Source organism: Dakarella massiliensis, assembly GCF_001182045.1.
Classification (GTDB): Bacteria; Pseudomonadota; Gammaproteobacteria; order Burkholderiales; family Burkholderiaceae_F; genus Mesosutterella; species Mesosutterella massiliensis.
This window is the reverse complement of sequence record NZ_CVTY01000006.1, coordinates 477,274-499,353: the sequence shown is the minus strand read 5'-3', so window position 1 is coordinate 499,353 and position 22,080 is coordinate 477,274. Positions and strand designations below refer to the sequence as shown.

General features: G+C 60.7%; 8 protein-coding genes and 1 pseudogene. 2 read left to right on the top strand and 7 right to left on the bottom strand.

The features are described from left to right. Positions 1-212 precede the first annotated feature (212 nt). The 7 genes and pseudogenes from BN1936_RS11730 to BN1936_RS11840 all read right to left on the bottom strand — a co-directional run bounded on the left by BN1936_RS11730 (position 213) and on the right by BN1936_RS11840 (position 18,483). Positions 213-2,326 (bottom strand): annotated as a pseudogene (locus BN1936_RS11730) (autotransporter outer membrane beta-barrel domain-containing protein). Positions 2,327-4,590: 2,264 nt separating this feature from the next. After that, positions 4,591-7,878, bottom strand: a complete 3,288-nt coding sequence (locus BN1936_RS06010) for an autotransporter outer membrane beta-barrel domain-containing protein (RefSeq protein ID WP_049686880.1) — start codon at positions 7,876-7,878, stop codon at positions 4,591-4,593. A 30-nt stretch (positions 7,879-7,908) separates the two neighbouring features. Beyond that, on the bottom strand, positions 7,909-8,577 hold the full coding sequence (locus BN1936_RS06005; protein ID WP_022443024.1) for a hypothetical protein: 669 nt from the start codon (positions 8,575-8,577) through the stop codon (positions 7,909-7,911). Between the two features lie 619 nt (positions 8,578-9,196). Further along, positions 9,197-11,110 (bottom strand): ATP-dependent DNA helicase, encoded by a 1,914-nt coding sequence (locus BN1936_RS06000; protein ID WP_049686879.1) that lies wholly within the window; start codon positions 11,108-11,110, stop codon positions 9,197-9,199. Between the two features lie 4 nt (positions 11,111-11,114). Beyond that, on the bottom strand, positions 11,115-14,729 hold the full coding sequence (locus BN1936_RS05995) for a UvrD-helicase domain-containing protein (RefSeq protein WP_049686878.1): 3,615 nt from the start codon (positions 14,727-14,729) through the stop codon (positions 11,115-11,117). Then, on the bottom strand, positions 14,726-17,713 hold the full coding sequence (locus BN1936_RS05990; RefSeq protein WP_148521189.1) for an exodeoxyribonuclease V subunit gamma: 2,988 nt from the start codon (positions 17,711-17,713) through the stop codon (positions 14,726-14,728). Before BN1936_RS05990 ends, BN1936_RS05995 begins: the two co-directional genes overlap by 4 nt. Continuing rightward, on the bottom strand, positions 17,644-18,483 hold the full coding sequence (locus tag BN1936_RS11840) for an exodeoxyribonuclease V subunit gamma (protein ID WP_049686876.1): 840 nt from the start codon (positions 18,481-18,483) through the stop codon (positions 17,644-17,646). The genes BN1936_RS05990 and BN1936_RS11840 overlap by 70 nt, the downstream gene beginning before the upstream one ends. A 338-nt stretch (positions 18,484-18,821) precedes the next feature. On the opposite strand from BN1936_RS11840, the gene BN1936_RS05980 reads away from it, so the two are divergent. Continuing rightward, a complete protein-coding gene (locus BN1936_RS05980; RefSeq protein WP_049686875.1) occupies positions 18,822-20,042 on the top strand; it encodes a glycosyltransferase domain-containing protein in 1,221 nt (406 codons plus the stop codon). A 294-nt stretch (positions 20,043-20,336) separates the two neighbouring features. After that, a complete protein-coding gene (locus tag BN1936_RS05975; protein WP_022443045.1) occupies positions 20,337-22,010 on the top strand; it encodes a putative transporter in 1,674 nt (557 codons plus the stop codon). Positions 22,011-22,080: the final 70 nt, after the last annotated feature.

The window sequence follows — 22,080 nt, the reverse complement described above, 5'->3', positions numbered from 1 at the left end:
ATTCCGTTATGATTTATTTTACAACTTTACTTAACAAAACTTAACTTCTTGTTGCCTGAACGCAACGAGGGATTGACTGTTTTTAAGATCGATCACTCAATAGATTGGGCTTTAGGAGCCAGACCGTTTATCTGAGGAAAAATGTAAAGCTGTAAAAAATCCCGCCTGCTTTTGACAGGCGGGATTCCTTTTTTGACGTTCCTGCAGAGCGTTCAGAAGAGGTACTTGAGCCCGGCGAGCGCCTCAAGATTCCGGAAGCCTTCGCTTCCCTGCTGATAGCCCGCGAAGCCCCAGACGTTCCAGTTCTTCTTTACCTTGCCTTCGACCCCGATCTTTACTTCGCCGAAGTTCCGGCTTCCGTCAATATGATCGGCGACCCCTGCGATCCGGGCCCCGAAGGCCTTGGTGTCGTGGTACCAGTTAAGACCAATGAAAGGCTTCCAGGCGCGGTCTTTCGCGTCATTCGTGAACTGGTGATAGAGCTTCAGACCAACCCGGGTTCTCACATTCCCAGCACCGATTCCCTGGACCGAGGAGCCAATCGCGTCCGTCCACGCGCCATCCCGCACGCCCATCCGGATCATCTGAACCTGGAGCTGCAGCCGCACCGCGTTATCGGTCCCATTATCATCCCGCCAATCCTTCAGCGGGAACGTGTACCCGCCTTCAATCGACCACGTAAAGCCCTTTGAGTGATAGGTATCAGTATCCGTGTAGTTTCCGGATGACACCGTGTTCTTGAATCTCGACCACAGGAGCCAAGTGTCAGCGTAAGGGGCAGAACCTTCCGGCTTCTGATTCATCCAGGTGCCGTAAATCCCAACCGAGTAGCCGGTGAGCTTCCCCTTCGCGCTGTAACCCGCGGTCGGGCTTGTGGTGCGGGAGCGTTCCATCGCCGATCCCGCCATCAGCCCGAGATACACCCGGTGACTGCCGGACGTCGGCCAGCTGACGAGGTCACCCCCGACTTGCACCAGCCCCCAGTTCCCGCGGGTCGTCAGATGACCGTCCGTCATTCCATTTCTCGTGTGGCCGCCTGCCGCTCTCACCCAGAGATTCCCGGACTTCGTGTTGTCCTTCGTCCTCAAGGCGTTTGAATACATCGTCTCGCCTAGCCGCTCATAGAGACTCATCGTGAAAAGCGTATTCGCGGCGTAGAGATTCGTCGCGAAACTCCCCATCTCAGGGCGCACCACGTGACGCGTGATATCCGGCGTGTCCGGAGTCACCGGGGTATCCGGAGTATCAGGTATAGGCTCAGGGCTGAGTAGACTCGTGAGGTACCAGTTCTTCCCGTTCTGAGTGAGGCTAAGACATAGGCCCCGGCCCGGACCGTGTCCGCGGTTTCGAAAGTGCCCGCCGAATCCCCCGCGACCGTGATCATCTCAATCCCGTCTGTCGTCTGAGCGCCCGCGCCGCCGACATTCTGGATTTTCACTTTTGTGGTGCCGGACGTGCTTCCTTCGACCGCGAGCTTATCCGAGGCCGACCCGTCCCCGGCAAGCACCGTGTTCATGACGAGCGTCCCGCCGTCTGACACGTAGTCCCCGGTCACCGTGACCGTCGTTCCGGTAAAGGACGCCGTGTCCGCCGGAGTCGGGAAAGTGACCGTGCCGCCAGCGAGCGTCAGATTCCGGACCGAGGCGTCACCCGGCACGTTCCAGTTACCGGTGCTTCCAAGTGTCAGATCAACCCCCACCGCGGACGCCTGCGGCACTGCCGCCGCGAGCACCCGGAAGAGCGATACGGTGCTCGTGCTGCCTGACGCTTCCGCGGCCTTTACCGTACCGTTCCAGGTGCCGTTCACGGTAACCGAGGCAGAACCCGTGTCCGCCGTGACATTCCCGTTCCAGACACCGCCATTCGCTACCGTAAGAACCGCGGACGCCGAGTCGCTTGTCACGAGATTCCCGTTCCACGTTCCCGCGATCGTCCCGGTGCCCGCGGTGCCGGCACCGGTGAGCGACGCGTCGCCGGTCCAGGTGCCGCCGGACACGGTACTGAAGGCCGCTGCCGCGCCGTCTGCCGCCGTGAGGTTCCCGTTCCAGACACCGCTGACCGCGGTCGTGAGGGATGCGGAGGATCCGCTCGCCTCAGCGTTTCCGGTCCAGGTACCGAGGTCCGTGACCGAGAGCGTGCCGTCTGTCACGCTCGCGGTTTCCTGAGAGGAAAGGATCGTGTTCTGGAAACTCCCGCCGGCTCCAATCGTGATGTCAGCCGTTGCTCCGCCTGTCACGGTGATGCCGCCATCCCACGCGCCGGACCCGGAGACGGTGATCGAGCTCGGGGCGGTCCCCGCGCCGTCCGCCGTGAGGAAGCCGGTCATCACACCGTCATTCGTGACCGTGAGTGCCGCGCCGCCTGAGACCGCGGCGAGGCTGTTAAGGACGAGATCTGTCTCCGTGTCATCCTCTTTGACCTCGGGGTGAGACCAGGTACCGGTCTTCCCGATGACAATATTCCCTGCGGTGCCGTCATCCGTGAGTGTCACGCCTTCAATCCAGGTGCCGTCATCCTGCACCTTTAACTGAGCCGCGCCGCTCAGATCCGTTTTCGTAAAAGTCTTTGTGGTCGGGTCGCAGTTATCCTCGATACAGACTTCCATCGTGTCGGTTTCGTAAGTCCAGAGCGCCCCCTCACCGATGGTGACATCGAGGGTGCCGCCGTAGCGCACATCCGCGGATCCATACCACGCGCCGTCATCCTTCACGGTGAGGGGACTCGATTCTGTCGCGACGGATCTCGGGGCGTACCACCAGGTGTAGTACGGGTCATCCTCATCGGCTTCCACGGTTTGACCCGCGGTTTTCCAGACCCCGGTCTTTCCGATGGTCACTGTGACCGCGCCGGTTCCCGAGTAAGCCTCTTCTTCGGATTCCGAATCCTGAAAGAGGTATTTATCGCTTCCCGCGATGGCGTTTCCGGTCCAGGTGCCGTTCACAGTGACATTCACGGTGCCGCCGCTACTCTCATAGCCGCCCCAGGCATCACCGGTAAATTCTCCGTTATCGATTACCGTGATGACCGCGTTGTCCTCGGCGTCGAGGAGACCGTGAAAGTAGGCGGGTTTTGACGCGTCAGAAGCCTGTGCCGCGGCAATGGTTAAAAGAACGGTCGATCCGGCTGCATCGAAATCATCATTCCTCGCCATGATCCCATCGTCATACCCCGGATCCCAGACGCCATTGAGGTTCAGAGTGAGACTGTTATTCGATCCGAGCGAGTGGGCGTCCCCGGACCAGGTACCGTTCACGGTCACGGTCGCTTCCGTTTTAACCGAGTCCTCGTCATAGTGACCGATCGTTAATCTGCCGGTCCAGGTGCCATCTACCGTGACAGTCCCTGTCGCACCGTCAGAGATCGTCACATAGCTATCGAGTTCAGTCCCGGCCCCCGTATAGAGCGTAACGGACGACGCGGTGCCGTCAGAAGCCCGCCCATCCGCCTCAATCTGCCGCATTCCGCGGTTGACATCGTGAATAACAGAGCCTTCCCCTTTCAGGTTTACGACGGCGGACGCGCCCCCTAGCGCGTAAACGCCGCCTGTAAGGCTGGAGCCGGCTCCTGTGAGATTGATGAGTCCCGAGGTATTGGGACCGGCGAGATAGATGCCGCCATTCACCGTGACGGATGACGCGGCGTTTGTGCCGTTGATCGTGAGCGTCAGATCCTGATCTGCGTTTTCCGCGTTCGTAAGGAGGACCGCGGCCTGGTACTGGGAGACAGTGCCGCTGTCCCGCCTCAGAATCGAGATCGTTCCGCCAGTCCCCGTTTCAATATCGACCGAACCGCCATTCACGGCGCCCGTGTAATCCACTTCGGAGTCTTCCGACGAGACTGCCGCGTCATCACTCGTCGCGATCACGAAGCCATTCGAATACGCGGTTTGGCTCGTGCCCGACGCCGCGATACCGCTGTTCGCGATCGTGACGCTCTCCGTACCGGTGATTGAAATGGAGCCGCCTGAGGGGAGCAGCACCGCGGCGGGGGCGGTGTCCGTAGTTCTGGGCGCATTGAGGTGCGGTCCCGTGATCGTGACGTTATCGGGCGCGGTGTCGTCGTCGGAGGCCGGAATTGACTCCGTTACCTGCTCTGTCACTGTCACATCGTCCGCCCAGGCCGGTGCCGCCGCGATCGCGGCGAGCACCGCGGCCGCCGCGGCGTTCCGGATAAATGTTTTCTTCGTCATCACCGCTCCTCCTTCGGGACAGCGCCCGGGCGAGTCCGGGTGCCGCTCAGAAGTTTTCCGCGGTGGTATCCGTCGAGGCCTTCGTTCACTTCAGACTCAGGGTCCGAAGCGACGCCATCCCATTACTGCTTTTGACAATTTACGATAGCTATATTAATCGTTATTCGGTGGTTTTTGCGTTATAAGCAATCAGGAGATTATCCAATCCTGTCGGGGGATTCGTGGGGTCACAATGGGTGTCACAAATGTTTCTCCGAAGCCCTTTGGCATTCACTTATCAGCCTCACTTCGCATAACCAAATTGACAGGTTGTGTAAAGAAACATTTACTTCTTTATTGAACAAAGGTCCCGTCAGGGAACACCCCGCGGGACCTTTGTTGAAGTCAGCGTACTGAAGCGATCAGAAGAGGATCTTCGCGCCAAGCAGCGCTTCGACGTTCCGGAAACCGTCCGTGCCGCCCTGGTACCCAACTGAGCCCCAGAGGTTCACGTTCTTCAGCACCTTCCCTTCGACCCCGAGTTTCACTTCGCCGAAGTTCCGGCCGCCGTCGATCGTGTCATGCACGCCATCCATCGCGGTGCCGAAAGACTTCGTGTCGTGGATCCAGTTAACCGTAAGGTAAGACTTCACTGCGGTGCCCTTCGCGGTGTTCGTGAACTGATGGAAGAGCGTCGCGCCAAGCCTCGTTCTCACGTTCCCGGCACCGGTGCCCTGAACGAGCGTCCCCGTGCTGTCAATCACGTTGTCTGACCTGACACCCATGCGGATCACCTGCCCTTCAAGACGGAGACGCGTGGCGTTAGAAACCTGCCCGTTCTGCCAATCCTTCAGCGCGAAGGTGTACCCGGCTTCCAGACTCCCGGTAAAGCCCTTCGAGTGATACGACTCTTCTTCCGAGTAGTTCCCGACGGACGTCGTGTTCTTGAACCGCTGGTACTGCAGCCAGGCGTCGACATACGGCCCGTCCCCGGTGGCGTTCGAATTCATCCACGTCGCGTAGAGACCGGCTGAGAACCCGGAGACCTTTCCTTTCGCGGAATAGTCTGCCGTGTCGCTTCCGGTCTTATTGCTTTCGTGGGCGTAACCGGCCATCAAACCAAGGTGCATCCGGTGCGTCCCCGAGGTGGGCCACGAAATCAGGTCACCCCCGAGCTGCACGAGCCCCCAGTTCCCGCGGGTCGTGTTTTCGCCATCCGCCATCACGTTCCGGGTGTGGCCGCCCGCGGTCCGCACCCAGAAGCTCCCAGCCTTCTTTCCCGCCGCCTTGATCGCGTCGGAGTACGCGGTTTCTCCAAGGCGGTCCGAGAGCTTCATCGCGAACATCGTGTTCGCGGCGTAGAGGTTATTCGCATAGGAGGCGATCTCCGGGCGGATCACGTGGGCCGAGAGATCAGAGGTCCCCGGGATCACGGTGCCCGACACGGTTTCAGGCGTCTCGACCGTGTTCATGAGGTACCAGCCGGAACCCGCCTTTTTGAGGCTATAGATATAGGCGCCTGACTTCAGCGTCCCCGGCATCGTGAACGTGGCGTTCGAGGAATCTCCGGCGACCGACACCAGTTCCACCCCATCCGCCTTCGGTTCTCCGGTAGACATCACCGGGGTTACGTTGATCGTCGTGGCTCCGGTCGCGGCTCCGGTGACAGCAAGGAGGTCAGACGCGGAATTCGCGCCTGAAAGCGACGCCGTCATATTGAGTGTCGCGTTGTTCGCCGTATAGTCGCCGTTTACGGTAAGCGTGGTGCCCGTGAAGGATTCACCGGCTGCCGGGGTCGGGAACGAAATCGTGCCGTCCCCGATATTGAGTCCGGAGAGTTCTGAATCCCCCGTGATATTCCAGCTTACGTTGTCACCCTCAAAATTCACGCTGACACCGGGTGCCGGGGTGGATTCCTCTTCAGCATCCGCGGCATCGTCGGTCCCCGTGGCTTCTGTGGTGTCAGACGTATCCGTGAGGTCGTTCGACGCGGTATTCACGGCGAGAAGCCGCGCGAACCGGAGAACCCCATGCGTTGACTGCGTGGATTCTGTCGTATCCGCTGTGGTTTCTGTCTTGGTTTCCGTATTGGATGACGTGTTATCCGTGATATCGACCGTGGAGTCTTCTGACGCCTCGACCACCGCGCCGTTCCAGGTGCCCTTGATATTGAGGGCGACAGCGGAGCCCTTGGTTGCGGAGACGTTGCCATTCCAGGTGCCATTCATGTCAACGGTCATGATGCCGTTAGACGTGACCGAGGCGCTGCCGTTCCAGGTGCCGTTCAGTGCCACATCCATCCGGCCGGCGTTTGAGACCGAGGCGTCACCGGTCCAGGTGCCGTCGAGCGCGAGTGTCATCGCGCCGGCCGACACCGACGCGTTGCCGTTCCAGGTTCCCGGGAGCGACACCGTAAGTTTCGACCCCGAGTCCGTGACCGTCGCGTTTCCGTTCCAGGTCTGCAGAGCGCCGACTGTCATCACGGCGGAATCCGCGACCGTGGCGTTCCCGTTCCAGACGCCGGCGTCCGTCACTTCCATCGTGGAGCCAGACCCCGTCGCTTTCGCGTCACCGGTCCACTCTTTCAGGTTGCTGACCGTGAGAGCAGCGCCGTCTTCGGCTGCCGCGTTTCCGCTCCAGACTCCGGTATTCGTAATGCCCATCGTGGAGCCGGATCCGGTCGCCGTCGCGTCACCCGTCCACTGGTTCAGATCGCTCACCGTCACCGCGGTTCCGGACTCCGCTGTCGCGCTGCCATTCCAGACGCCTGAATCCGTAATTGTGAGCGTGGTGCCGGTGTCAGACGCTTTGGCGTCCCCGGTCCACGCGCCTGAGACATCGATGGTCATAACAGAACCTGAAGCCGCTGCAGCGTTTCCGTTCCAGGTGCCTGCGTCCGTAATCGTCATCGAGGAACCGGCGTCCTCAGTACTCGCGTCACCGGTCCAGGTACCCGTGTTATCCACCGTGAGGAGGCTCGCCCCGCTCGCTTTGGCGTCGCCATTCCAGACACCGGTGCTCGCAATATTGGCGTTCAGAACCGCGCCGTAGTTGGACTCCGCGTTTCCGTTCCAAGTGCCAAAGATATCGGCCGTGAGGAGACCATACCCATCAGACTCGTCGCCTTCTGAAACGGCGTCACCCGTCCACACCGCGCCTTCCTCGATCGCGGCGGTGAGCGTTCCGCCGAGATACGCGTCCGCGTCCCCCGTCCACGTTCCAGTGAGATCGATCGTATTCGTGCCGGTGTAGTACGCCGTGGAGTCGCCGATCCAGTCGCCGGTCACGGTGATATCCGCGGTGGACCCGTACCAGGCATCCGCGTAGCCGTTCAGCGCCCCGCCGATCGTGAGCGTCATCTCAGAGTTATCTTCCGCGACGAGATTCCCGTTCACCACCGTGCCGGCTTCCGTCGTCGCTGTGTAAGAGGCCCCCGAAATCGCGCCGCCCGCCATGTTTTTACCGGTGATGAACCCAATGACCCCTCGGATACTCACCCCAATCGTGACGGTGTAGGAGCAGGAGTTGCCGGTGCAGGTCCTGGTCACTGTGGCCGGCCGTGTCGGGAGAGATCCCAGGACAGCGGAGAAACCGGATGTCGTTTCAGGAGCCGTGAGCACGGTGTCCCCGGTGAGTGTCACGGTGGTCTTGCCGCCTGAGAGCGCGTAGTACCCGCCATTCAGCACGGCGTTATTCGCGTTCACGGTCATCACGGAATCCTCGCCATCCGCAAGCCCGGATCAGGTGACGGTCGCGGAGGAGCCATCTTTAGGATCGACATTCAGCGTAATCGCCGCGCCGTCCTTCGCGTACACCTGACCCGTGAGGCTCGAATCCGTTCCCGTGAGGTTGATTTCGGCGGCGGTATTCTCGTTCTGCGTGAGGACATTCCCCTTCATCACGACCTGAGCCGCGGTCTTTTCGCCATTCACGGTGAGTGTGAGAGGCGTATCGCTGTCACCGTTCTCAATATCAATGACCTGATTATTGCCGCCTGCGGTGTTTGAGAGCGTGATTGTTCCGGCTGACTCGATATCAATCGTGCCGCCCGCGGAGTAGGACGAAGGGGTTTCCGTCCAGGGATTTCCGGAGAAGTTTGAGATCGGCGCGTATTGAGAGTTCGCTGTGATCGATACTGACTCAGTCCCAATTACGAGAATGGTGTTTCCGGTTCCGGTGAGGGTCAGCGCGTGGGCGTTCCCTGAATTCGTGACTGACACCGCGTCCCCCGTGACACTCTGGGTGTCGCCGGTTCCCGTTCCCGCGGTGACATTGATATATGCGCCGTCCGCATTCGTTTCCAGTTCCGGGACGTCAGCCCAGACCGGCTGCATGGCAGCGAAAGCGCCTGCCACCGCAAGCGCGAGGGCGCTTCGCAGATACCGTTTTCCTTCTCTTGACTGAGGCATCGACAGTTCTCCTTTCCTCACGGTCCGACAGCGGACGCCGGAGACTGCGCTCAAAGAACACATACTGCCTCTGGTACGTTTGATTCACTGCCCGACCTATCAGGGGCAGGACAAATCCCGTGCTTCGTTCCAGGAGACGGAAGACGACCGACCTTCCGCCCGTTTTCCCCGGGAAACTCACTTTTTTTCGAAAAAAAGCTACACGGAAATCGCACCCCTAAAATAATTTACATAGATCGTAATGTACAGAATATCCACATTGACCAAATTTTACAACCTTGTTAACCCGGTTGTTATGTTCCCTTGTTTAATATTATCTGATTGATTTATATCGTATTTGAGTTTTATCCGGTAAAACAAAACGACAACCGCTGTTATATCTGTCAACGCTAATTAAATATTTATAGCGACACGGTATATAGGGAATTCCAGGACACAAAAATCAGTACCAAAGGGCATTTGCGGTCGCTTCAGACTACGGTATACCGCAAAAGAAAACCCTTCCGGGTTTCCCCGGAAGGGTTTGATCTTGGACAAGAAAAACAGCTTAGGCCTTTGGGATCATGAGCCGGCTAAGTTGTTTCCATTCTCAAAGCGGCTGTATCACAAAACAGGGCGCTTAGCCGGCTACGTCTTTGTACTTCAGAAGCAGGAAATCGTTAAGGCGCGAGGCGAGCCCGCCGCTTCGTTTCACCTCATGGAGCACCGCGCGCTTCACGGCTTTTTCGGTCGCGAAGAGCGTGAGTTCCCCTCTCTTCTCCCGACCGTTTGAGAGCCGGGTCACCGCGGTGTAGAGAAGTTCGTGGGACCCCGCGCCCTCGTTTCCATCGGGAAGCGTTACGGCAAGCCTCGGGTACGAAGACCCCTGGCTCTTATGAATCGTGATCGCGTAGGCGGTTTCGTGCTCGGGAAGGAGCGCCGCGGGAAGCGCCTTCCGGCGGTTTCCGAACCACGCGACGATGCCGCCCGCGTCTCCCGGGAGTTCCACCGCGACGTCACCGTTCGCGAGTCCGAGCGCGGTGTCGTTCCGCCGCACCATGATGAAGCGCCCCGGGTAGTGGACCGCGAGGGGATCCGCCTTCACCGATCGCTTCACCCGTGTCTCCATCCACTCGTTCACGGCGTCCGTGCCGTTCGTGCCGGCGTGGATCGCGGCGAGCACCCGGACGGCATCAGCCGCATTCCAGAACGTTCCGAGCGCCTCGTCTTCTCCCGGATCGGCCGAGGGGACCGCGGGGAAGTGATCCGCGGCACCGGGCTCCAGCAGAAAACTGAATTCCCGCTCGAGCCACCCGGCGAGTTCTTCGGTGACGAGCGCCCCGTAGCGCAGCTTCTGCTCCTCATGCCACACGATCGGGTTATCGGCGTCCGTCACCGCGCCCTGCCTCAGGATTGCCAGGATCCGGGTGACTTTCGCGCGGCTCCCGTCCTCCGGCGTAATCGCGCGGGAGAGACGGTAGATGTTGGAGGTCATCGAGAAGCGGTGACTCGACGTAAAGGCGCTGATCCAGGGGGAAAGCGCCCCTTCCCTGTCCGAGAGATCCGAGAACACGGCTCCCGGGCCCACGGCGGAGAGCTGATCCTTGTCCCCTAAGAGGATGAGCCGCGTGCGGCGGGGGTCGAGGATCAAGAAAAGCCGGTCCGCGAGGTCAATATCCATCATCGAGCACTCATCCACCACGAGGACGTCCGCGGGGAGCGGGTAGTCCCGCGAGAGGCGCTTCCCGTTCACCGGTTCCAGAATCAGTCGGTGCAGCGTTTTCGACTGGATTTTCGCGTCATACAGCATCTCCGCGTAATCCTCGAGCTCGGGGTCCGACTCCATCCAGCGGATCGCGCCGAGAATGGATTCATCGAGGTTCGAGGCCGCCTTTCCGGTCGGAGCCGCGCCCGCGATCACGAGTCTCTCGTTATCCGTGAGGAGCGCCGCGAGAATCCGGGCGACCACCGTGGTTTTTCCGGTGCCGGGGCCGCCGGTGATGACCGTCAGACGATGCCGGAGCGCGAGATCCACCGCGTCATCGTGGTCCGGATCCTTCCGCCCGGTTCTCTCATCCGCCTCGCGGAATTTCTCCAGAGCGTCTTCCGCTCCTTCACCCGGGTCGTCAGCCGCGCTTCCCGTGTAGTCGATCACGGCGCGCGCGAGCCGCATCTCTTCCGCGAACCGCCGCTGAACGTAAAGCCGCTCCCCCGGTTCATCAATCACGAAGGGGGCGAAGAAGAGGGACATCCCCGGAGCCGCGGCGAGGTTTCCGGACGCGGTTTCCATCAGAACCGCCGCGCCTGAGGCCGTGAGAATATCGGTCAGGGCGTCAGCGGACAATACGCCCGCCTTCTCCCAGTCATCGAAGCTCACACACACCGAGCCGCTCGTCTCCCGGTTCTCTTCCACCGCGGCGAACGCGGCCATCGTCTGAAGGAGCGCCGCCTCCGTGTTCTCAGGGAGGTCACCGTTTCGCTTCATCGCGGCGATGAGGAGTTTCGCCTCGCCCCGGAATCCCGCCTCAAGATCAGTTTCTTTATCAAGCGCCATGGTGTCAGATCACTCCGGTAAGCAGGGTATCCGCGAGCCGCACAAGCGACGCGTCGGGTTTGAGAAGGATGGAAGGCGGAACGTCTGGCGGCCTCTTCCCGCTGTAGCCGCGGATAAAGACGTACGCCATGCCGCCGATCCGGTTCAGCGCCGCATCCGGCGTCTCATCAAACGCCTGTCCGAGGTAACGCCTGAGGGCGACAAGGTAAATCAGCGCCTGCCACCCGTACTTCTCTTCCCGCATGAGGGTCATGAGGGCCGCCGGGTTGTAGTCCTCGGCCGCGCCTCGGCGTTCGTCCCCAGGCTGATCGGTCTTCCAGTCCGCGAGCCAGAAGAGCCCCGACTCCTTTTCCTCAAACATCAGATCGATACGGCCTTCGAGGTACCCAGCCAAACTCCGCTTCGCGTCGGCCGCGGCGACCGGAACAAGCGGGAGCTGGCGGTCGGGTGGGAGCTTCGCGTTCGCGGCGACGAGCGTCCTGAAGAACTGGTCCGCCGTGAGACGCCGGTTCCGGACGTGGATCGAGAACGGCACTTCAGGGAGCGCACAGCCGAGCGGCGCGTTTCTGAGTGACACCGAGCCGTCGCTCGAGAACCCCGATATAAAGATCCCCCGGATCCGGTCGAGGAGCCACGCTTCCGCGGCGTCCGCCCGTACCGACTCCCGGGTCTCAGGGTCATCCGCGCCGACCGAGTCCGGGACTTTGTCAGACAGCAGCGCGAGGTACCGCGAGTGGGTCACGAGGTCGTGGAACCGATCCTGCCCCGCCTTTTTCCCCTCGAGAAACGCGGGGTCGAGGTGGAGCCCGGCGTTCACCGCAGCTTCCAGGAGCCCATGCACCGCGTCACCCGTGTCTTTTCCGCCCCGGAGGAACGCCGGCGAATTCTTCCCCGGGTCTTTCTTCGCCCGGGTATCGCCCACGATGTCGTAGCCCTCGTCCGCGAGGTCATCGGTCTCGAGCTCGAGCCCCCGCGTAAGCCCCGTGTAGCTCGTGAGGTGCCACGAGGGGTAAAGCGGGTGCGGCGTGAGGACGGAGGTGACCGAGTCCGGCGACGCCTGGAGGTCAATCGGATCCGGAAGCTCGGGGTCCGCTGCGTAAAACTCCACGTTCACGACCTTCGCCGTGTCCTCTGGCGTCAGCGTTTCAAGGCTATCGGCCGCGGCGAGCATCAGCGCTTTTTTCTCCGGATCCTCGACTTCACTCGTCGCCTTCCGGATTTCCGCTGCCATCTCGTCCTTCAGCGTTCCGGAGGCGAATGGCGACTCGGTTTTCAGCCGCTCGTTAAACGTTTCGAGCGCTTCATTCATATTCGTTCCCTTGAACGACTTGCCCCCTGGCAGCCCGAGGAGCTCGGTCCAGACGGATATGTTGAAATTCCACTGGAGCTTCTTCTTCGCGCAGTTGGGGAGAATCGGAAGAACGAGGAGCGCGCTCGCCCGGGTCGCCGCCACATAGGCGAGGCGGTAGAGTTCGTTATCCTCTTCCGCGTTCGCTTCACTCTGCCGGACCTCATTCGGATTGAAGAGTGCCTCCCAGTCACTCTCCCCATTCCGGAAAAACGATATCGGCTTTTTCCTATGCAATCGGTTGCTCAGATTGCCCGAGTCCGGAAGGAACACAACCGGGTATTCAAGGCCTTTCGACGAGTGGATCGTCACGACCCGCACGAGCGATTCATCACTCTCCACCCGGATCTCGCGCCCGTCCGGAGCGGGCGGCTTCGGTTTCGAACCATTCACCCGCTGGACTTCAAGGTCATACCAGCGAAGCAGCCCCTCGAGATTCCGGATCCGTTCGTCCGCCGCGTGAAGCAGCTCCGCGATATGGAACCAGTTCGTGATGCTCCGTTCGCCCCCGGTCCGCCCGAGATTCTGCCTCACGGTCTCAAACACTGAAAAGAGCCGCGTGAAAGCGGCGGAGAGCCCGCGCTTCTGATAGTCATCCGCCATCGTCCGGAATTTCTCGAGATCGGCGTCCGCCCCGTCCCCCATGAGATCGGGAAGCGTCCGACCGCAGATCCGGGTCGCCCGGGCGGAATTCACCGCGGTGCGGCTCTCCGGATTCGCGGCGGCGCGGAGCACCGCGAGCATTTCGGACGCTTCATCCGTCCCGAAAACATCCACCGGTTTCTTATGCAGTGTCCGGATCCCGAGAGACGCGAGTTTCGACTCGACCGGGTACGCGTCTTTATGGTTCTTAACGAGCAGCGCGATGTCGCCCGCCCGAATCCGGGATTCAGCAAGCGTCCTCTTCGGATCCGCGAGACGGTTCCCGACATAGACTTCGCGCGCCGGATCGAGGAGCCAGGCGATGCGTCGGGCAATCAGCGACCCGTCCGTTTCCCGCATAGCAGCCGCGCTGCCGCAGCGGGGCCAGACTTCTGACGTCTCGGGCCCTTCCACCCAGCGGCCGCTCCAGAGTTCAAACGCGGGGAGCGGCTTCACCTTCCCTTTTTCCCGCACAAAGAGCGGGAAGTGGTTCGCGGTGCTTTTCACCGGGCTGTAGCCGATGCCGCCCGGGAACCGCGAGTTCCCGGCGGGATCCGTGAAAAGCGTGTTCACGGCCGCGACTTCTGCCGGTGTTGTCCGGTAGTTCGTTGACAGCGTATAAGGCGGGAGGACCGCGGACGCTTCATCCCGCGCCTTCAGATATGTCCCGATATCCGCGCCCCGGAAGCCATAGATCGACTGCTTCGGGTCACCCACGAAGACCGCATAGCAGGCCGGTCCCCCTTCTTTCTCAGACTCGATAAAAAGACGCTTGAAAATCCGGTACTGGATCGTATCCGTGTCCTGGAACTCATCCACCAGCACCGCCCGGTAGAGCGACCGCACACGGTTCCGGAAGTCGAGGCTCTCGTAGGCCGTTTTTTCCATCCGGATCAGGATGTCGTCAAACGACATGAGGGAGAGCCGGTTCTTCCGCTCAACGATCTGAGACTCCAGATGCTCGCTCATATCGCGGAGCATGGGTTCCAGCGCCGGATCCGCGTCCGGGAACGACACCGCGGCCTCCGGGTGGCTCCGCTTCCAGCTGAGGAACGCTCCGACATCGAGCGCGATGATCTGGCGCGCGAGCTCGGGGTCCGAATACGCCGGGTCATTCAGATACCGGCGCTTGAATTCGTCGATCGCGGCGTATTGAACTGAGGCGTCATCCCCGATATCCCCCTCAAAGGGGTTGCCGCCTGAGAATGCCCAGGATTCGAGCATCTTGCGGCAGAAACTGTGGATCGTGTAGATCGCGCAGCGGTCAAATTCCTCGAGCGACCGGCGGACGCGGTCCAGCGCCTCTTCAAGCGTGATCCCGTCATGCGTCCACTTATCGCGGAGCTTTCCGAATTCCTTCCGTTCGGGTTCCGTTAGCTTCGACTCACTCCCGGGCGAGAGCCCGAGCACCGCCCGCCCCAGAATCTCCCGCACGCGGCCTGAGAGCTCAGCGGTCGCCGCTTCCGTATAGGTCACGATCAGGAACGACTCAATCGGGATCGACTTCTCGACAATGAACCGCAGCACCAGCCGCTGCAGCGTGTACGTTTTCCCCGTTCCCGCGCTCGCCTCAATAAACATGAGGGGCGAGATCGGAGTCTCATCAAAGCGGAATTCAGGGTTCGTCATTCGATATAGTCCGTCGTGAAGGGAAGATAAGGGCTTTCATCCGGCGAGTCTTCACCCAAATCAGAAGCCGGTTTGCCTTCCCGACGCTCTGCCCGGGCCAAAAGCTCCAGTGCGAGCGCCTTCCCCGCGTCGTTGAAGGCAGCGCCGTCCTCCCGGCTTTCGCTTCCGGTTCTGAGATAGCTTTCCATTTCCTTGATCAGCTTGTTAAGGAGATCTGAAGACGTCTTTTTGTCTCTCGCTCCCTCCTCACCGCGGAAGAAGGGAGAAGACTCGAACTCTGACCCGCCCGGGATCATCGCGGTTGTCTTCATGATGTCAAAGAACATCACGCAGGTCCGGATCACGAGTTCCGCCTGTTCCGCGGTTCCCGGGTAAAGGAGCGTGACGCCTTCAGGAACGCCGCCAGGCTCCGATCCCTTTTCAAGAAGCCCCGCTCCCTTCAGGATGGCGACGGAAGACGGGAACTTGCTGTCACTCAGCCCTGAGAGCTTTTTGATATCGAGAAGCACCGTGAGCGTATCAGGCACGCGGACACCGCGCACCGCGGCTCTGAGGAGCGCTTTCACCTTTTCGCCTGCTGACAGAAAGCTTTCAATCGCGGTCCACCGGCCGGAAGGCGTCCGATAAAGCCTTTCCTCGGGAAACTCCACGGTCCAGTGAGGGCTTGGGGCTCTCGGGTCATCAATCCGCATCGCGTACGGGCGAAGCGTGACGGTTTCACCGGAAGCAAGATCCGACGCCAGCCGTGCCGCCCGGTAGTGCTGACCCGACACCTGCGGCAGCACGGTTTTCCGGACCGCTTTCGTCCCATACGCCGGATCGAGTTCCCGGACGGCAACGAAGTTTTCGAGCGTCTCGCCCCGCGCCACGGCGTCACTCACGTCTTTCCGCATGGCCCACTTACGGAGAGGATCATCCGGGAACCCGAGTGCCGCGGCCGTCGTCCCGGAATCATCATCCCGCCTGAGCCCCACGAGTTTCATCGCGAAATTTTCCGGGGCCGAGAGGAAGTCCCCGAGATCCGAGACGGGAAGCCTGAAATCCGTGTATCCGGGGAGCGCCGCGCCGATCCCGACAAAGGACACCGAGGCCGCGTTTCCTCCGCCCTCCCGGATCGCGTCGAAGGCGTCGACGCTCGACCCGAGGAGGTGTTTCGCCTCAGCGTCTTTCGTGAAGTTCCGGCGCGAGTACCGCGCGAGCGGCACCTCGGCGTCCCAGGTGTTCTTCGCCTCGGTGCCGGTCGCGATCGCGCGGCTTGCCTCCAAATCCGCGAGGAACCCCCGGAAGTCCGTCACGACTTCAGAGGGCGGAAGCGGCCGCTCCTTCTCCGGTCCCTCGGCGTAAAAGACCGAGAACCAGCTCCGGGCCGACATAATGAGGTCAAAGAAAATGTTCCGGTTATCGCGCCGGCTGTCACGGTCCCCGCGGCGCTTCAGCCCAGGGAGTCCCATGAGGTCAAATTCGTCGAGCTGCACCGTGCCCGGGAAGCCGCTCGCGGCATCGAGCCCCACCACGCAGATCGCTTTAAAAGGAATGCCCCGCAGCGCGTCCATCGACGAAATCGCGATCGCTCCGGTGGGTCGCGCTGGAACCGACCCGCTCTTGAAGCGCCGGGTGACCGAGCTCCACATCACGGGGAACGGAATCCGGATCGGCTGAGCGCGGCCGGAACGGAGTGCCGCGTCGCGCGCGGTTTCGGCTTCGCGCACGACAATCGTGCGGAGACTCTCGAGATCCGGCGCGGCCCACCAGCTCTTTCCCTTCGGGAAGAATTGGTCCAGCAGCATCTGAAGGATCGGCTTCCAGTCATCCGTCCCCTGGGCTTCGAGCTCAAAAATGAGGCGCTCCGCGGCATCGAGCCCATCCGCGAACCGGACGAGGGCCTGGAAAAGCTCGGGGCGGCTCGTCACCCGGGTCGAGAACCCGCCGCCCGACTTCGGGCGGACATCAAGCCACGCGTCCTGCTCGGACTCCTCATCCCCTGCCATCGCGGCGAGCGTCAGGCGCTCAAGCGCCCGCATCAAGGTCCCCTCGCACCCCGTCCCGTCATCGATATAGCGGTTCCCGGGCATCTTCGCGAGGTTCGCGATGTGGGTTTCCGAGATCCCAAGCCTGAACCCCGCGTCATCAAGCCACGAGCGGATCGTGCCGAGGTCTTCGACACCAAAGCCCCAGTTTTCCGCAATCGCGGGGAGGCTGATGAGGGACGAAAACGCGTTGATATCCGCGGTCCCGCAGAGGAAGTTCCCGAGCGCGATATAGGCCTGTGCGGCTCCTGACGAATCGAAGAGCGAGCGCCCGACAATCCCGTACGCGATCGGTTTCGGGAGCGAAGAGAACACCGCGTCAAACACCGGAGCCGCGGTCTGAAGGTCCGGCGTGGCGATCAGGAAGTCAGAGGACGTCAATTCCGGGTGCTCGGCTTTCAAGGCGTAAATCCAGTCCGCCGCGGCTTCCACTTCGCGCGCGAGCGTGGGGGCGGAGGCGATCCGGACCGATGGCATCCCGATCTCAGGCCGCGTCCAGGATTCGAGCTCCTCGGGATCGAGATCCTCGAGGAACGCCGTGTTGTTCCGGAGCACGGCTTCATGCACGCGATCCAGCATCGTTCCCCGCTGATCAATCGGCCGCCCTGAAATCCGGGCGAGGTCCGCCTTAATAAAGGGGGGCTCGGGGGAGCTCAGCAGCTCCGCGTCCTGGATCGGGGTCGCGGGGTTGAAGGGCATCGCGTGCGTTTGCGGTTCCGTTTCTTTGGGGGAGCCGACATCATCCTCGACGACCGGGGCGCTGGACGCCTGCGTGAATTTCCAGAGGCGGTCGACGATCGCGCGGCTTTGGCCGGCGTTCCGCCTCAGCCACGGGCACCCTGACTCCTCCGCCCCCGTCGCGTCAAACCAGTATTCGGGGGACGGATTCATGAGGTAGAGCGACACACTCCGGTGGTAACTCTGCTGATAGAGGAAGGGGAGCATGAGGGGCGGCAATGCGGAGAGCCCAAAGATATGTAAGGGGGCTGAGTCGTCCGCCACCAGCGTCGGAGCGGCGAGCCGGTGCGCGAGCCGCAGCAGCTCCCGTGCCAGCGGCGGTCATCCTTCCCCGCCTCATCCGCGAGCCACCGCCAGAGGCCTTCTTCCCACCCGGCGTTCTCGGGGTGCTCATGAAACACCACGCGTTCCCGCTCTTCTCTCAAGTTGGGGACCCGGTGATGCTCAATCCCCTCCCCTGTCATCCAGCGGTAAATCCAGTCAAAGCGGTACGTCGCGTATTTCGCGAACGCCGCTGACACCCGGACCGCGAGTTCCATGCGGGCGGTGTCGTCTACGGCCCTCGCCTTCCCCGTGACCGGGTCCGTGAGGTAGTGGCGGACGCTCTCAGACCGAGGATCATTTAAGAAGTCGTCCTCGAGCAGCCGGTTCCAGAGGAGCCACTCCAGTTCCGGCGTCTGCGCGAGGCTGCCGACCTGGGCCCCGAGGAAAGGCGTCAGCCACTCGCCGGGGAGCACAAAGTTAAACCCAGCCGAGATCCCCTCTCCGGCCCCGGAGGCGTAACCCCGGGAGAGCCGGTTTCCTACCGCGCGGCTCGGCACAATCACCGTGATCGGCGTGAAGAGCCCGGGAAACGCGGAGCCATTCCGGGCCTTCGCGAGGCTCTTCCGGTCCCGCTCCGCCATCTGGAAAAAGATCTTCTCCAGCACTTCAAAGCTGTTGCTGTAAAACGTGTGGAACCGGGGTCCCCGCTGGTTTTCGTTTTCCATCTCGCTCCTCTCGCGGCGAAAAGCTTTTCCCCGCTTTCCGCGCCAATCCTTTGCCGGTCTATCTTACACGAGGAGTGAGAGGTACGAGGCAGAACAAAACGTTACTTATTTTGTAATGTCAATCAGAAACACCCGCGGATTCATAGGGATCCGGGAGCGCTGGGTTTCTCAGAATCTCACACGGTGTTTCGATTTCCCGCCTGCCCCCTATCCGTAATCTTCTCGAAGGTCCCCATTTCCTTGACCGTTTTAAACTCTGGCAGGAAAACAGAGGGAACGTGGGTTTCCGCCCTCCCCCTGCTTTCTCTTTCGCTAGTTAGTTAATAAGGACCGACGCCGTGTTCAAGTTCCTCAAAATCCAGAAAGCCATGGTGAAGCAGCTCTCGAAGCTTGAAACCGAAAAAATGGCGCTCGATGACCGTGAAACCGCACTCACCCGGGGGTTTGAAACCCTCTCGTCTGAAAAACAGTCGCTCGCCGCCGTCGTCGATACCCTCCGGGTGAGGATCGAGACGCTCGAAACGGAAAAAGCGGCGCTTGAGGCTGCACAGTCCGACGCGATCGCGCGGCTCGAGTTTATGGAGAAAGAGAAAATCGGCTCGTCCCGCTACTGGGACTATATGTGGTACATCAAGACGTATCACCACGATTTCACCCGGGCCCAGGCGCTCGACTACTGGTACCGCACGGGGTGGAAACTGAACGAGAACCCGTGCCCCTTCATTGATGTCGGCGCGATCCGGTCAGTGTCTGGCAATATCAACCCCGTGATCTTCCTTCTGGGGTCAAACACCGACTGGGTGACGCACCTCACCGCGAACCCGTACGAAGACCGGATTGACGACCATGTCGCCCGCTACCGGGAGGCGAAAGAAAAGCGGACAAAGTGCGAAGGGGCGGTCTACACCTGCGTCACCGGGCAGTATGACAGCATGGCGCACCTGAAGTTCCACGAATACCTCGACCCGGCCTGGGACTACATTCTCTACACCGATAACGACGCCCTTCTCAAAAACGCGGCCTACGGGGCGTGGGACGTGCGGCCGCTTGAATTTTCAGCGCTCGACCCTGTCCGGAACCGCCGCTGGCATAAGACGCACCCGCATGTGCTGCTGCAAAACTACGATCAGAGCATCTGGGCGGACGGAAACGTCAATATCCTCACGGACTTCCTTTTCAAGAAAATCCGGACCGAGCACCGCAACCTCCTGATCCCCCGCCACTTCGCGAGAACCTGTATTTATCAGGAAGCGGCAGCCGTAAAGGCCGCGGGGATCGATGACCCCGCGCTCGTGGATGCCGAAGTCGCGCTTGAAAAGGCGGCCGGCTTCCCCGCGAGCTACGGGCTGAATGAAACGAACATCGTCTACCGCCGCCACAAGAACCCCGAAATCATCCGCGTGATGGACGAGTGGTGGGCGATGATCGAGAAGTATTCGAAGCGCGATCAATTGGCGCTCAGCTTCATCCTCTGGAAGCACGGGATCACGGTGGAATCGGTGTCGTTTGAGAACGCCCGCCTCCTGAAGGACGACTTCTTCACGCTCGATCACGCGTAAGTCCGTTTCAGAGTCCGATTTTCTTCCCCCGCCGCTTTTCAAACCGGCCGGGATCCGGCAAACTGAGGTCTGCCATTTCGCCCTGGTGATCGACGTCGCTTCCGCCGCCCCGAAATGTAAAGACCGGGCGTTCCCTGTCCCCTGATCAAAGGGAGCGCCGATAGGCCGCCGATCTGGGATAAAACCCGCGGAATCCGGGTGTTTTCCGCGGTTCACGGAAATTCAGAGCGCCTACAATACACGGTTTTACGGAAAAAACAGATCGTCAGATTTTGAAGGAGTGAAGTATCGGTTATGACGTGGCTTAGTGACTTGCTTTTCAATCCATCGGGTTTCAGCCACGGGATGGTGGTGTATTCGTTTGTGATCGCGCTCGGGCTCACGCTCGGCCGGATCAAGATTTTCGGTGTGTCGCTTGGGTCGACCTGGGTGCTGTTCCTCGGGCTCATCCTCAGCTGGCTGGGGCTTCAGGTGAACCCGGACCTCATCGCGTTCTTCAAGAATTTCGGCCTCATCCTCTTCGTATTCTTTATCGGCCTGCAGGTGGGGCCGTCGTTTTTCGCCACCTTCCGAAACGGCGGCTGGGGTCTCAACGGGCTCACGCTTTTCGGCGTCCTCCTCAGTCTCGCGATCACGATCGGGCTCTTCTTTATTTTTAAAAACGACATCAGTCTCGCGCAGATGATGGGCGTTCACTTCGGCGCGGTGACGAGCACACCTGGTTTAGGCGCGACGCAGGAAGCGCTGCACGCCATGGGGAACCACACGGATATCACAGTCGGCTACGCCTGCGCCTATCCGGTCGCGATCATTGCGATGATTCTCGCGATCCTGTTCCTTAAAAAAGCCTTCCACGTCGATATCGCGGCGGAGGACCAGGCCTGGGCCGAGCATCAGATGAAGTTCTCTCCGGCTCCGATCTACTACCACGTGACGGTGACGAATAAGGCGCTCGACGGCCGGACACTCAAAGAACTCCGCGACATCATCGACCGCCCGTTTATCTGCAGCCGCATTCTGCATGACGCCATCATCACCTCCCCCACCGCGAACTGCCAGGTGCATCTCGGGGATAAGCTCCGCATTGTGTCAAATAAAGACGCGAAACTCTCGGTGGTCTCGTTCTTCGGTGAGGAAGACAAAACGATCGACCTCGCGACGGAGCATTCGCCCCTCATGGCGCAGTCGATCCGCGTGACCCGGTCCGCGATGAACGGAATCCGGATTGAGCAGCTGCATCTCTCGCATTTGGACGGCGTCAACATCACGCGCGTCACGCGCTCCGGCGTCCAGTTCTTCCCGTATAACAGCCTCCAGCTTCAGATGGGGGACAGCCTCTACTGCGTGGGGCCGAAGAATTCGCTCGCGCGCCTCGCGGACCTCATGGGGAATCAGACGAAGTCGCTGGATCGTCCGAACGTGATCGCGCTCTTTATCGGGATTCTCTTCGGTGTCATCCTCGGGAACCTCCCGATCGCGATCCCCGGGATGCCGGCCCCGGTGAAGCTCGGGCTCGCGGGCGGGCCGCTCATCGCCGCGATTCTTCTCAGCTACTACGGTCCCCGGATCCACCTCGTCACCTATATGACGAATTCCGCGAACCTGATGCTGCGCCAGTGGGGGATTTCGTTCTATCTCGCGTCGATCGGGCTCTCAGCGGGTGTCCCGTTCTTCCACGCGTTCGCGGAAGGCACCGGCTTCATGTATATGGGGTTCGGGCTTCTCATCACGCTCATCCCGATGCTCACGATCGCCGTGATCGGGCGGAAATTCATGCATCTCAACTTCCACTCGGTCTGCGGCCTGATGGCCGGCACGTCGACCAACACCGCGGTGCTCGCGTTCGCGGGGACGCTCTCCGAAAAGAGCACTGCCGTGATCGCGTACTCGAACATCTACCCCTCGGCGATGTTTCTCCGTATCATTTCGGGTCAGATTGTTCTTGTGATGCTCTGGGCATATCTCTAGAAGAAAAGCTAGTATTAAAGAATTGCCCTCTGTAAAACAGATAGATAGATCCCAAAAAGGAACCAAAGGA